At 37.7% G+C, this 13433-nt stretch carries 11 protein-coding genes and 1 pseudogene; 2 read left to right on the top strand and 10 right to left on the bottom strand.

Going from position 1 to position 13433, the window contains the following annotated elements; genetic code table 11:
• The first annotated feature begins 437 nt into the window (after positions 1-437).
• Together MW688_RS02105 and MW688_RS02100 are read left to right on the top strand one after the other, a co-directional pair.
• Complete coding sequence (locus MW688_RS02105) at positions 438-1547, top strand: branched-chain amino acid ABC transporter permease (protein WP_486734257.1); 1110 nt, start codon at positions 438-440, stop codon at positions 1545-1547.
• Entirely contained in the window at positions 1548-2336 is a 789-nt protein-coding gene (locus MW688_RS02100; protein WP_486734256.1) for an ABC transporter ATP-binding protein, read from the top strand.
• Between the two features lie 103 nt (positions 2337-2439).
• On the opposite strand, the gene MW688_RS02095 is transcribed toward MW688_RS02100, so the two are convergent.
• From MW688_RS02095 to MW688_RS02050, 10 genes and pseudogenes are all read right to left on the bottom strand, one after another.
• On the bottom strand, positions 2440-2961 hold the full coding sequence (locus MW688_RS02095) for a GNAT family N-acetyltransferase (protein WP_486734255.1): 522 nt from the start codon (positions 2959-2961) through the stop codon (positions 2440-2442).
• 322 nt (positions 2962-3283) lie between these two features.
• Complete coding sequence (gene rpmA / locus MW688_RS02090; protein WP_486734254.1) at positions 3284-3559, bottom strand: 50S ribosomal protein L27; 276 nt, start codon at positions 3557-3559, stop codon at positions 3284-3286.
• A 25-nt stretch (positions 3560-3584) separates the two neighbouring features.
• Positions 3585-4001: a 50S ribosomal protein L21 gene (gene rplU, locus MW688_RS02085; protein WP_486734253.1), complete on the bottom strand. Its 417-nt coding sequence runs from the start codon at positions 3999-4001 to the stop codon at positions 3585-3587.
• Between the two features lie 406 nt (positions 4002-4407).
• Positions 4408-5805, bottom strand: coding sequence for a class II fumarate hydratase (gene fumC, locus MW688_RS02080; RefSeq protein ID WP_486734252.1), 1398 nt, complete (start codon positions 5803-5805; stop codon positions 4408-4410).
• Entirely contained in the window at positions 5802-6446 is a 645-nt protein-coding gene (locus MW688_RS02075) for a class I SAM-dependent methyltransferase (protein WP_486734251.1), read from the bottom strand. The genes fumC and MW688_RS02075 overlap by 4 nt, the downstream gene beginning before the upstream one ends.
• A gap of 13 nt (positions 6447-6459) precedes the next feature.
• Positions 6460-7122 carry a class I SAM-dependent methyltransferase gene (locus MW688_RS02070; RefSeq protein WP_486734250.1) on the bottom strand — a complete coding sequence of 221 codons (663 nt, stop codon included), beginning with the start codon at positions 7120-7122 and terminating at the stop codon, positions 6460-6462.
• A 187-nt stretch (positions 7123-7309) separates the two neighbouring features.
• Positions 7310-7933 carry a pseudouridine synthase gene (locus MW688_RS02065; RefSeq protein WP_486734249.1) on the bottom strand — a complete coding sequence of 208 codons (624 nt, stop codon included), beginning with the start codon at positions 7931-7933 and terminating at the stop codon, positions 7310-7312.
• Between the two features lie 19 nt (positions 7934-7952).
• Entirely contained in the window at positions 7953-10460 is a 2508-nt protein-coding gene (locus MW688_RS02060) for an HD family phosphohydrolase (RefSeq protein ID WP_486734248.1), read from the bottom strand.
• A 333-nt stretch (positions 10461-10793) separates the two neighbouring features.
• The gene (locus tag MW688_RS02055) at positions 10794-11948 is read right to left on the bottom strand and encodes an iron-containing alcohol dehydrogenase (protein ID WP_486734247.1); all 1155 of its coding nucleotides are present in this window, start codon (positions 11946-11948) and stop codon (positions 10794-10796) included.
• 24 nt (positions 11949-11972) lie between these two features.
• A pseudogene (locus MW688_RS02050) lies at positions 11973-13425 on the bottom strand (CIA30 family protein).
• Between the last annotated feature and the right edge of the window lie 8 nt (positions 13426-13433).

Raw genomic sequence — 13433 nt, 5'->3', positions numbered from 1 at the left:
CCAAACCATTAACTGGTAAAGGCTGGCAATTTTGAGCAGGTAATCTCAGAGCGGCTTTTTATCTTAAAATATTTTTATACTTCTAAAACACTTTTGCCAAAACAACTATTCAAAATTTTGGTAACGCGATCGCTGTTTAAGTTAGACAGAGAATTACTTGTCGTTAATTCTAAATATCCTGAATCACCATAAACAAAGAATCTAAGTTTACTCAGGACAGATAGTTACTGCTATTATTTACCAATTTACAATATCACCTACTAAAAAATCGGTTCTGTTGCCCAAATTCCTCGTTGTTGAGTAATATGTTAAACTGTCAAAACGTGAAGAATTTATCTATACTAAGAAAGGCCAAAAGTGAGCTATATGAGCACAAATAGCAGTAGATTAATGGTATTTTTAGTTAAATTACAAGAAAAGTAAACAAAAACACCATCATGATTGGGTACTCAATTTTTCTAATTATCAATATTGCTCTATATGGTATCTTTGCCCTAGGGTTGAACTTACAATGGGGTTTTACTGGACTAATTAACTTTGGTCACGTAGCTTTTATGACACTAGGTGTCTATGCAACAGTGTTGCTAAGTTTAGCAGGATGGCCTATTATTTTCGCAGTAATTGCGGGAGCTGTTTTAGCTTCCCTACTAGGGTTACTCATCGGGTTGTCAACCCTGAGATTGCGAGAAGACTATTTAGCGATTGTAACCATAGGAACATCAGAAGTAGTCAGACTATTTGCTAAGAATGAAGCATGGTTAACTAATGGATCACGAGGTGTTTATGGTTACCCTAGCCCTTGGGAAAACTTAGAACCGAATGTAGAACAGAAATACTTAATTATTGCCATATTAACAGGTTTAGGTATTCTAGTACTCTGGCACCTATGGAATAAATTAAGGCAAAAATGGTTTAAATCTGGGCAAAAATTCGGCAAAATTAGGGTAATAATTGGTGGAGTTGTTGTTTTAAGCTTAACTCTATATATCTACATTATCAGTCTTTTGTCGATGAGAGGCAATCTATATAATCCAAAAATAACATTAATGCTGCTGAGTCTGTTGGTACTAGGGGCAACCTATTGGATCTTAGAATATTTAGTAAACTCTCCCTGGGGAAGAGTGTTAAAAAGCATTCGAGAAGACGAAGAAATAGCCAAAGCCTTAGGTAAAAATGTTTTTTGGTATAAGCTACAAGCCTTCATCTTAGGAGGGGCGATCGCTGGTGTAGCGGGAGCTTTTTATGCCTGGCAAATTAATGTTGTTTATCCCGACAATTTTGAGCCTTTGATTACCTTTAATACTTGGATGATTGTTATCTTAGGAGGAGCGGGAAACAACACCGGGACTATTTTAGGATCAATTCTATTTTGGGTAATTTTCGAGCCTGTAACCCGTTATTTAACCTCCAGTCAATTAGGTATTTTTGACCCTACTCAACAAGGGGCAATTCGTATTATGCTTATTGGCATAATTTTGATGGGGTTAATGGTCTGGCAACCCCAAGGCATTTTGGGTAAAAAAGAAGAATTGACTTTGAATAAATAGATGGATATCAAGAAAAAATCAGAGATAGAACCAAATATACTAGCCGCATCAAAACTCTCAAAAAGTTTCGGAGGTATTAAAGCAGTTCAAGAAGCCGATATCACAGTAAAGAGAAATAGTATTACTGGTTTAATTGGTCCTAATGGTGCGGGGAAAACCACACTATTCAATCTCCTATCTAATTTTATTACTCCTGATTCAGGAGAAATTATTTTTGATGGTTCTCCAATTCAACATCTTCAACCCCACCGCATCGCCCAAAAGGGTTTTGTCCGAACCTTTCAGGTGGCTAGGGTACTTTCACGTTTGTCAGTATTAGAGAATATGTTATTAGGTGCCCAACAACAAACGGGAGAAAATCTAGGGAAGGTTTGGTGGCAATGGAAAAAAGTAAAACAAGAAGAAAGATTTAATCGAGAAAAGGCTCTTCATTTACTTGAATCAGTGGGTTTAATTGCTAAAGTCAATGATTATGCTGGGGCTTTATCGGGAGGACAAAGAAAACTTTTAGAAATGGCTAGGGCGCTGATGGCACAACCTAAGTTAATTTTACTCGACGAGCCTGCCGCTGGAGTCAATCCTGCACTAATTGAAGAAATTTGTGAACATATAGTTAATTGGAATAATCAAAATGGCATTGCTTTTTTGATTATTGAGCACAATATGGACGTGGTTATGTCTCTATGTGAGCACGTCTGGGTATTAGCAGAGGGGAAAAATCTTGCTGATGGTACCCCATCTGAAATCCAAAGTAATTCTCAGGTCTTAGAAGCTTATTTAGGAGATTAGCGATCTCGTGCGAGATCTGAGCGAAGCGAGAGTGCGCACTTTTTCTCCTCTCCTTTTACTTACTATTGTATTTTTTATGTTAATAAGATAATTACTGAGATTACTAAGAGGGATACCAAAACATGCCCTTAATTCCTTCAGGATCTAAGACAAAACCTAGGCGGCGGTAAAACTCAACTACATGGGGGTCTGCAAACAGTGTTATATTGCTAATATCTTGGCTTCTGAGAGTTTTGATCATGTAATTCATCATTGCTTTCCCTAAGCCTTTACTTTGGAAATCTGGATGAACTACTACATCCCACAGTGTCGCATTAAAAGCGTGGTCTGATGTTGCTCTCGCAAAACCAATCAACCGCTTTTTCTTTCCGTTAACTTCCCACATTGAGACTATCAAAAAACTGTGTTGTATTGCTTTTTTTACCTTGCGTAGGGGGCGACGTGCCCAACCAACTAAATCGCAAAGTTCTTCTAATTCATAAAGATCAATATCTCGCTCTGTGCTAAATATAATACGAGATTGACCAGTAGTGGTGGTCGTTTTAAACATATCCTCCTCGAATTCGCTCTGATTAGAGGTTGTAACTTTTTCTTGATCGTTGAATAACTTTTTCAAAAAACCCATGAAGCAGATACTGTACTTAATTATTTAAGAATGGGGTGGGTAAGATGGTGAAAAGGCACTTATCATCATTCCTAATTAAAGTAGAGGAAAAATAAGATTAGAGCTTTATTTATATACCTATTCAAAATTTAGCACAATCTCGACTTGATCATTAAATTTTATTGTTTAATTATACCAATTCCGGTTTTCATTTTGAATCTTTGTCCCATATAAAATAAACCTCAACCGACTCCTAGGAGTTTAATTGAGGTTTTATAATTCATTTATCGGATTTTCAATCCTCAACTCCTAGATAAGTGCATCTGAGTTTTTTTTTTTTCATTTACCCGGCAGTTGTTGGAGTTTCTAGAGGATAAACACTGATTTTTTGACGACTGCGATCGCGATACTCGAATTTAACTATACCATCGATCAGAGCAAATAGGGTATCATCTTTCCCACGACCTACATTTTTCCCTGGGTGAAATTTAGTCCCTCTTTGTCTTACTAAGATGCTTCCACTAGTTACTTCTTGTCCACCATAACGTTTTACTCCTAAACGTTTGGCGTTAGAATCGCGACCATTTCTTGTACTACCTGTTCCTTTCTTATGTGCCATTTTTTAACTCCTGATTAATTCTTCTTTATTCGTTCACTACTTCTGCTTCTGTTTCTGTAGTCATTGCTACAGGTTGTTCTGTTTCTTGTATCTCAGACTCTTGTACTTCAGCAGTATAACTCTCGCCATTTACGTTAATCGCATTAATCATCAAACGAGTTAATTCTTGACGATGTCCGCGTTTTTTGCGAGTTTTTTTCTTCGGCTGCATTTTATAGACTATCACCTTGCGGCCTCGGCGATGTTCGAGGATTGTTCCTTCTACTGTAGCACCTTCTACATAAGGTTGTCCTATACTTATATCATCTTCGTGCTGTACTAGTAGGACTTTGTCAATAGTATAGTTATTTTCTTCATCTTCATGAAGTAATTCTATATCATAAAAGCGGCCTGGTTCCACCCGCAGTTGTTTTCCACCTGTTTCAATAATTGCGTATGTCATCTGATTAACTTAAATATTCTACTTTTTCCCTGGTTTTTACTTAGAAGCTCATTATACACAGACTTTTATCTTAGCTTTTTTTCTGAGAATAAGTCAAGTTAAATTTTAGGAGATATCAAAAATGGACTAAAGTCCAACTACGAACCTCGTTTTACTCAGATCTTGCATCTTTACCTAATGTTACTGGTTGGGGTTGAGTAAGGAGTAAGGAGTAAGGAGTAAGGAGTAAGGAGTTAAAGAATTGATCCTAACCCTCAAGATAAAGAAGAGGCTATTTTACTCCTTAATTTAGGATCTCATGATGAGGTTTATTAGGGCGATCGCCTGTAGAATAAGTCATAGTCTAAACGGCTATATATCCCATCAAAGTTTTATATTGATTCAGCAAGCCTTAGGTAGAAATAGCTTAACTACCAATCATTTTTTCAGGGCGCACCCACTGTTCAAATTGTTCTGCTGTGAGTATTCCTAGCTCTATTCCCGCTTCTTTGAGGGTTGTACCTTGTGTAAAAGCATATTTAGCGATTTGAGCTGATTTATCGTAGCCTATATAGGGATTAAGAGCTGTTACTAACATCAAGGAATTTTGCAAAAAGTACTCAATTTGTCCCAAATTAGCTTGAACACCAACTACTAGATAATCGGTAAAACAAGTTATGGCATCTTGAAGCAATGAGAGAGAGTGGAGTAAATTGTGAATAATCAAAGGTTTAAACACATTTAACTCAAAATTCCCCTGACTAGCAGCAAAACTCAGGGCTGTATCATTGCCCATTACTTGGATACAAACCATAGTCATCGCTTCACATTGAGTGGGATTAACTTTTCCTGGCATAATCGAAGAACCCGGTTCATTAGCAGGTAGAGTTAACTCCCCTAATCCACAACGAGGGCCAGAACCTAGCCAGCGCAAGTCATTAGCTATTTTGAGTAGGGAACAGGCTAAATTTTTCACAGAAGCACTAGTCATAACAATTGCTTCATGACTAGCCAAAGCAGCAAACTTATTAACAGCAGTAACAAAGGGATAACCAGAGATAGAGGAGATCTCCTCAGCGACTTTGACGGGGAATTCTGGATGAGTATTTAAACCTGTACCCACGGCAGTTCCTCCTAAGGCAAGTTGGTAGAGATATGGTAAAGTATTCTCAATTTGGTGTATAGCTATCTCTAATTGAGCCACGTAGCCGGAGAATTCTTGACCGAGAGTTAGGGGGACAGCATCCATGAGATGAGTACGACCAATTTTAATAATTTGGTCAAATTCTTGGGATTTTTCCTCTAAAGCGGCTTTTAGTCTCTTTACTTGAGGTAATAAACCCTGTTGAAGTTGGGTAACTGTAGCGATGTGCATAGCAGTAGGGAAAGTATCATTAGAAGATTGAGACATATTCACATGATCATTGGGATGAATGGGATCTTTAGTTCCCAATACTCCTCGGGCTATTTCAATAGCGCGATTAGCAATGACTTCATTTGTATTCATATTGGTTTGAGTACCACTGCCTGTTTGCCACACACGCAAAGGAAAATGATCGTTGAGTTTTCCTGAAATTACTTCTTCAGCAGCTTGAATAATTAGTTTAGCTTTCTCTTCGGGAAGTTTACCCAATTCCTGATTAACTGTGGCGGAGGCTTTTTTTACTATGCCCATAGCTCGAATTAAAGGTTCAGGCATGGTATCATGTCCGATAGCGAAGTATTTTAGAGAACGTTGGGTTTGTGCTCCCCAGTAGCGATCGCTTGGTACCTCTATTGTACCCATACTGTCTGTTTCTTGGCGTGTTTTTTGATGATGATTCATTGTTTCGTGGCTATTACTGCATAAAAAGGATCTGCGGCACTCATACCCAGTAGTTGTAGGAAGTTATTGGCAACTGACTGATTGTAAACGACTTCAGGTTTACTAAAACCGGGTACTGCTTGAAAATATTTATATACCAGTTCAACTCTACTAGTAGCGCTACCATCTCTCCAAGCGGCGATCGCCTTTTGATAAAACATGCGATTGGAGAAGCTAATAATCACGATACCTTGGGGTTTTAAGATGCGGTAGATTTCGGCAAAAACTTCTTGAGGATATTGAATATATTGTATAGATACAGTACACAAAACTGCATCAAAGTCTGCATCTGCTAAAGGTAGTTTTTGATTAGTATTGAGATTTTGCACAAAGTAGTGATTGAGTCTGGGATTTTTTGCTAACTCTTCGGAGTTCATGCCATGTCCTTCTACATGACTAAAGGACATTTCTGGTGGTAAATGAGATACCCAACTACTCATTAAATCAAGAATGCGTGTATCAGCTTTTAATCTCTCGCGATAGAGTTGGGTTAATTGTTCAATAAACTTATCATCTACATGATTAACAAAACGAGGATAAGAATAGAAGAGGGAATCGTCGGAAGGATCTAATTTATTGCGTTGTTCTGGATTTAGTAACATAGTCTGATAATTGTTATTTTTTTAGCGCTAGGGTTAAACCATCGGCGATAGGTACTAAAGATATAGAGACTCTTTGGTCTTGACTTAAATAGTCGTTAAACTTCCTAATTGATCTGGTAAGATTTTCTTGATTTTCTGGATCAGCAACTTTTCCATACCAGAGTACATTGTCAATAGCTACTAAGCCTCCAGGACGTAGCAAACTAAGGACTTTTTCATAATAATTAATATAGTTATTTTTGTCAGCATCGATGAAGGCAAAATCAAAAGTTTCCGCTTTACCTTGGTGGAGTAATTCTTCTAGGGTTTCTAAAGCAGGACGTAGATTTAAGTTTATTTTAGAGAGTACTCCTGCTTTTTCCCAATAACGATGAGCGATTTTTGTATATTCTTCGCTCACGTCACAGGCGATTATTTCTCCATCACTAGGTAAGGCTAAGGCTACAGCTAAAGAACTATATCCGGTAAATACTCCTATTTCTAGGATTTTTTTTGCCCCCATTAATTGTACTAACAAAGCCATAAATTGTCCTTGTTCTGGGGATATTTGCATTCTACTTTGGGGATGTGTGGCTGTTTCTTGGCGTAGTTCTTGTAATATCTTGGGTTCCCGCAAAGATACTTGACACAGGTATTGATAGAGTCTATCGTCTAGGGTGTTTGTAGTTTTAGTCATTATTATTTATTATTAAATTTTCTGAGGTTAATTTAGTACATAAGTTCTGGTGCAAGATATGAGTCTAAAGAGGCGATCGCTTTTCTCTATACTTTCAACCAATAATAATTTTCCTTTCTGCCTTCTGCCTTACCTCACTTTTATGTTTAAGTATTTATGAAGTAATGTCTCTAGAAAGTTTTTTTATCTAGGTAACTAAGTTCAAAATCGCCTTTTCTTCTGCTTCGTTTAATTCTCGCCATTCACCGGGTGCTAATCCTGCGAGAGTAAGTTGAATAGTTTGATGAGAATTTTTTATCCCCAAGGAAAAGCGAACTAGGCGCAAGGTAGGATATCCTACAGCTGCGGTCATTTTCCTAACTTGGCGATTGCGACCTTCTGTTAGGGTTAATTCTAACCAGGCAGTGGGTACAGTTTTCCGTTCACGAATTGGGGGGTTACGTGGTGGTAAAGAAGGTGGTTTTTCTAATAGCTTTACTCTAGCAGGTCGAGTAGTTTCACCTTTGATAATTACTCCTTCACTTAGTTTCTGCAAAGCTGCCTCTGTGGGTATCCTTTCTACTTGTACCCAATAGGTACGTTGATGGGCAAATTGACGATGACCGAGGCGATGTTTAACTAAACCGTTGTTCGTTAGAAGTAACAAGCCTTCGCTATCTAAATCCAATCTGCCGACTGAGTAGACTTCTTTTATCGGTATATAGTCTTTTAGGGTAGTACGCCTGTATTTAAAACTATTATCTGTAAATTGGCACAGGACACCATAGGGTTTATTGAGCAGGATGTACTTATATTTTTTCCCTCTGTTCATCTCAGCTATTTGTTTTAAACTATTTAAGATTACCTGAATGAAGGGGTTTGTTCTTCACTTCTAAGGCGTCTTTGGGGTAAGGGATACGTTGATGTTTAGACTGTTGCCATACATCTACAAATACATCAGCAATTATTGGTAACTCTTCATACTTCAGTCCGCTTTCTATTAATTGGTCATCTTGCCAACGGGCTTTAAGAATTTTACTAATCATTGCTAAGGCTTTTTCTTTAGTTGCTCCCTGTAAAGAACGTAAAGCTGCTTCACAACTATCAGCTAACATCATTATCCCGGCTTCCCTTGACTGAGGAATCGGACCATCATAGCGAAAGTCTGAATCATTGCACAGGTCAGGATCTCCTTCTATTTCTGCTATTTTTTTAGCTTTTGAGTAAAAGAAAGCTACAAGCATGGTTCCTTGGTGTTGAGGGATAAAGTCGCGAATCGCCTTGGGTAGTTCGTGACGACGAGCCATATTTAGACCTTCGCTGACGTGTTTTTTGATAATTTCCACACTTTCCCAGGGATTATCAATCTCGTCATGTATGTTTACTCCTCCCATTTGGTTTTCAATAAAACCAAGGGGATAATGTAGTTTCCCGATATCATGATATAAAGTACCAGCTCTGATTAATTCTACATTGCAGTCTAATTTTCTGGCTGCTGCTTCTGCTAAGGAAGCCACGTAAAGTGTGTGTTGCCAAGTTCCTGGAGTTTTCTCTGCTAGTTTTTTCAGTAAAGGCTGATTAATATTAGATAATTCTGCCAAACGACTAGGGGTGAGTAAATCAAAGATTCGCTCTAAATAAGGGCTAATTCCTAAGGCAATTACACTCCAACCTAATCCCGATAAAAGACCAAATTGTAAACCCTGTTGCAGAGCAGTCCACAATATTAATCCGGGAGTAGCTGCGAGAATTAGTTTCAGGATTACATACGCTACCATTTGGGTTAAACCAATGCCTACACCTAATTGTGCTAGTTTATCGCGATCGCGCAATCTTCCTGCTACTAGTGCTGCTACTGTTCCTCCGATTGCCCCTACTACTAATAGTTCCCATTCTTCCCCTTCTTGGAATTCATCTCCTAAAACTACTAACCCTGTGGACACCGCTACTTGAGTAACTGCTACTGTTGGTCCATAAAATGTACTACTTAGTAATCCTACTGCTGGTAAGTTGCTGTAGGGAAAGTTAAAAATTGCTAGAACCGGAGGACTCAAGGTTAACAATGTTAGCAATATTTGGTCATAGCAACGGAAGGGTAATCTTGCTCGTTTTTGACTCATCCAGAGAATACCCACTGCCCCTGTACTCATAATTCCTGAAACCCATATTCCTTTCCAGTTAACTCCCCGTCTACTCAAACCAAATTCATCTAACCATAAAAACTGTTCGTGACTTATGGTCTCGCCCTTGCTTACAATAATTGCATCTTTAGCTATGTAAATTATTTGGTCTTCTATTGCTTCTGCTGCTCTTTCGCTGCGTCTTGTTGTTTCTACTTCGTCTACTACTAGATTAGGTTCAATAAATTTTAGTAAAATTGATTTTGCTAATAATTTTGCTTGCTCTTCACTTTCGGTCTTAGCACTGTCTGTATTCTTATCGTTGCTTGCTCCTATTCCTAAATTCAGATTTATTGTAGCTTCTTTGATTTCTTCCGGTGTCCCTTGATATATTCCTTGGGTTACAATTCTGCTTGTACTTTTTCGTATCATATCTTCTAGCTCTTGCCAGCTAGAATCACTTAATGCTAAAAATGATTGTAGATTTTCATCATTAATACTTATTTCAATACTTATTTCTTTATTTTCCCATGATAATTCTCTTTGGGTTTTATTGTATCGAATTCTTGCTAACTTTATTTGCTGTATTAATTTTTTATATTCTGAATCTCCTTTTGATTTTAGATTATATTTTAGTTTAGCGATTATTTGTTCTTTTTGAAGATTTACTTCTTGATTTGAATCTTTTTTTATCTTTTCCTCACTGCTTTGTACTTGATTCAAAATACTTTGCCATTCTTCTTCTGAGGATTTACGTAGATAAATTTGGCTTTCTAGAGATAGTATTTCTTCTTCTATATATGGTAATCTTCCCAGTGATTCTCGTAATCTACTTATTTTGGTTAAATAAGCTTGAATATTAGTAATTATTTCTTCTGTAATAGTATCATCTTTTTTCAGAACTGGTACACTAGCATCTCTTGCTTCTTTTCTGAGTTTTTCAGTTTTTTCTTCATCTACTAAACTCATATACCTAGGCGCTTTGTATTCCCTAGGTGCTGTCACATTTTCTCCTAGTTTTGGTTGATTGTAAAATCGAATACCTAGAACACCAGTTATTGACACTACTGTTAGTCCCAACATTAATGGTGGCTTAACTTTGTGTAAGCATTTACTTAGTTTTGACTTGCCCTGTTTTTTGCCTTTAGGCTTAGGGGGTTTCTTTTTACCTAGCTTTGAGGCTGAGGGACGTTGATTCAACCATTCTGTAACTTGGTGTGTAAACGAGTAGATGTTCATAATTATCAATCTTTATAATTCACAGGAGAAAATCTTGATTTTTTATCCTCTGAGTTTAAGCATTGTATCTTATTTTAACTTCCTTTTCCAAAAATCTTAGCTACACATAGATAGATTATTATTATTTTATCTTTAAAGATGTCAACAGTGGTAAGTAGATTTCTCTTGAATGGCAAGAGGTAGGAGGATTTCCTTAATTTTTGCTTAAATTTTCAAAAGTGGTCGGTGAACAATGGATTTGGGGTCATACTTCTGACACCAAGTTAGATAGAACCAAAAAACAGGGAACAGTTTTACAAATTGATTATGTTCCCATTCTAATTTATTTTGTCTTTATTTTTGCAATATATCTCGCGAAGAATTCGATTCAGTAGTAACTTTTGCTTTCTCGCTTACTGTAGAAACCATGGCGGCGATTAATTGGTCTGGTGTCACGGCAAAGGGTAGGCGATGAATATCTGAGTTAGGCTGACAACTAATTTTTGCTACCTGGCGCAATTGTTTGAGGGTAATCGATTCTAAGCCCATATCTTCTAGTTTTTGAGGTAGACCAATTTTGCCATAAAATGATAGTAGTTGTTCTCGGGCCGAGGCTGCTAACTGATTACCTTGCAGCATTTCTTCTAGTCGTAGTTGTACTAAAATCCCATAAGCCACTTTTTCTCCGTGTAAAGCTTGGTGTGCTTCTATCAGATTGGTTAAGCCGTTGTGGACAGCGTGGGCGGCAACAGTACGACAGTTAGCACCTCCTAAGCCACCAATTACCCCTGCTAGGAGTATATTTGCATCAACAACTTCTCGCCAGGCTTCTTGACCGGGATTTTCCAAAGCGGCTTCAGATTTTTGCAGAAGAATGTCTCTAAGAATTCTCGCTTGTTGAACGGCGGCAATGGTTAGAGTGGCTTCAGATTCACCGCTACTTACAGAGGCTTCATACCATTTGGCGATCGCATCTCCAATCCCTGCTGTTAATGTACGTAGGGGCGCGGTTTTTATCAAGGCATAGTCTAAAATTAACAGATTGGGACTTTGGCTTAGGGTCACGTCGTAGGCAAATGCTCCTTGGGGTGAATATATATTAGATAGAGCAGTCCAGGCGGCACATGTAGCTGCCGATGTAGGTATTGTTACCACTGGCAATCTACATTGATGTGCTAATAGTTTAGCTGTATCTAGGGCTTTACCTCCCCCTACTCCGATAATTAAATCTTTTTTTGCTTCTGTGACTGTTGTTTTTAGGGTTTCTAAAGAAGACTCACAACAATCTGGACTATAGGTGATTAATAAGCTATCTAAATTATGTTTATTTAGTTTTGGAGTTAATTCAGTTTCTACTAAAGGTTGAGAATGTTTTCCGGTAACAATCAAAGGAGATTTACCTAAACAGGAGATACTTTCTACTGCTGTTGCTAGGATATTTTCTCCTTTAAGCACTTGGTGAGGTGCAACTAACAAAGGACTAATTTGAATTGTTTTGGTTTGTTTCATAGGTTAACTTGAATAAATTAGTAATTAATCAGTTTTCAGGGCCGCCAATAGTTGAGTATAATCTGGTTTTGTGGTTATCTTGGTGTTTTCGTTTACCTCAAAAGTTTTATTAACAGCTTCTGGTGTATTGAGTACCTGTAAACACAAGTGAGCGATCGCCTCTCTACTCACCTGACCTTTTAGATTATCCCCTTGATCTAAGCATAACTCTTTATTCCCGGGTTCTTCAGTCAGGGCACAGGGGCGGATAACTGTATAGCGTAATCCACTTTTACGAATTACCTCTTCTCCTGCTAGTTTCCAGGTTAAAATCCCTCCTAATTGCTCATTCATTCTCACGGCGGGGGGTTCTTTTTCTAAATCTAAACCAGGGCGATTAATCCTAGTCACTCCTGCTGAACTAATTTTGATAAATTGGGGTGTTTTGCTTTCTTTGCCGTAAGCTTTGATATTTTCTATTTCCAGGCTAAATAAACCTGGGCTAAAACGGGGGTTAAGTTTACCGTCGTATTCAAATTTACTGAGCATTAATTGCAAGCAATACACTTGACTAGAGTCAAAAGCTGGGGCATCCTTCACTATTTTGGCTCTTTTTGTCGGAATTAGTTCCCTAAAAGGTACTTCTATAGTTTGGATATAGTTATATATGGTATCAAAAGAATAACAGTAGGCCAGGCCATCCCATTCTCCAGAACAACGGATAATAAATTTATAGCGTTTTCCGTCTCCCTTGATTCTCAAGACAATACCCTTATAGGCGGATAAATCTAGGGGTGTGGTGAAATTACGACTTCTCACCGAAGCAAAACCTCCGTTATTTTCTGTAGAAACATTCCCAGAAAATATAGCCTGATCTTCCCCTAGGCGCATTTGACTTTCACTGACGCCACCCATTACCACATCATCAAGGGCACCCCAAAATTCTCGTATATCTTGGTTAGGGTTGGTGAAGTCAAAGATTAATCTTTGGTCTGAGTATAAATTATGTTTTACTACGGAGAGCAGATTTTTAGCGCCTTGGTATTCTACCATTTCTGGACTATCCACCACTTCTGGTAGATAGAATTTAACTCCTTGATAATATTTTTCTCGCTTGGGGGTATCTCCTTCTACTGGTTGTACTTTTACCCCTGTACAATCTATAACTGCTGATACATTTTTTAAGAGTTTTGGGGTTAGAGTTTCTGGTATAGTTAAATCTCCCTCAAATAATTCTACTTTTTCTCCTAATATTTCCTTTGCTTTTTTTGCATCTCTTACTAAAGCTCGCACTTGGTAGTTATTTTCTAATAGTAGTTTAACTACTCTTTTTCCTACACCACCTGTGGCGCCTGTTACTAAAATTAAACCCATAGTTGCTAATTTTGCTTCCTGTAATTTTTTGGCCTTTTTATTGCTAAATATTTTTTTGTATGGTACTCAAAAAGGGAATCACTTCAAAATAAGTGACTGTCTCCCATAATCTCTCTAGTTTCATAACTTTTT

It is taken from the genome of Johannesbaptistia floridana, assembly GCF_057440575.1.
This window is presented reverse-complemented; position numbering and strand designations above follow the sequence as displayed.

Bases quoted from the DNA above. Each gene is read 5' to 3' on its own strand.
- MW688_RS02105 (WP_486734257.1), top strand. From the start codon at position 438: ATGATTGGGTACTCAATTTTTCTAATTATCAATATTGCTCTATATGGT.
- MW688_RS02100 (WP_486734256.1), top strand. From the start codon at position 1,548: ATGGATATCAAGAAAAAATCAGAGATAGAACCAAATATACTAGCCGCA.
- MW688_RS02095 (WP_486734255.1), bottom strand. From the start codon at position 2,961: ATGGGTTTTTTGAAAAAGTTATTCAACGATCAAGAAAAAGTTACAACC.
- rpmA (WP_486734254.1), bottom strand. From the start codon at position 3,559: ATGGCACATAAGAAAGGAACAGGTAGTACAAGAAATGGTCGCGATTCT.
- rplU (WP_486734253.1), bottom strand. From the start codon at position 4,001: ATGACATACGCAATTATTGAAACAGGTGGAAAACAACTGCGGGTGGAA.
- fumC (WP_486734252.1), bottom strand. From the start codon at position 5,805: ATGAATCATCATCAAAAAACACGCCAAGAAACAGACAGTATGGGTACA.
- MW688_RS02075 (WP_486734251.1), bottom strand. From the start codon at position 6,446: ATGTTACTAAATCCAGAACAACGCAATAAATTAGATCCTTCCGACGAT.
- MW688_RS02070 (WP_486734250.1), bottom strand. From the start codon at position 7,122: ATGACTAAAACTACAAACACCCTAGACGATAGACTCTATCAATACCTG.
- MW688_RS02065 (WP_486734249.1), bottom strand. From the start codon at position 7,933: ATGAACAGAGGGAAAAAATATAAGTACATCCTGCTCAATAAACCCTAT.
- MW688_RS02060 (WP_486734248.1), bottom strand. From the start codon at position 10,460: ATGAACATCTACTCGTTTACACACCAAGTTACAGAATGGTTGAATCAA.
- MW688_RS02055 (WP_486734247.1), bottom strand. From the start codon at position 11,948: ATGAAACAAACCAAAACAATTCAAATTAGTCCTTTGTTAGTTGCACCT.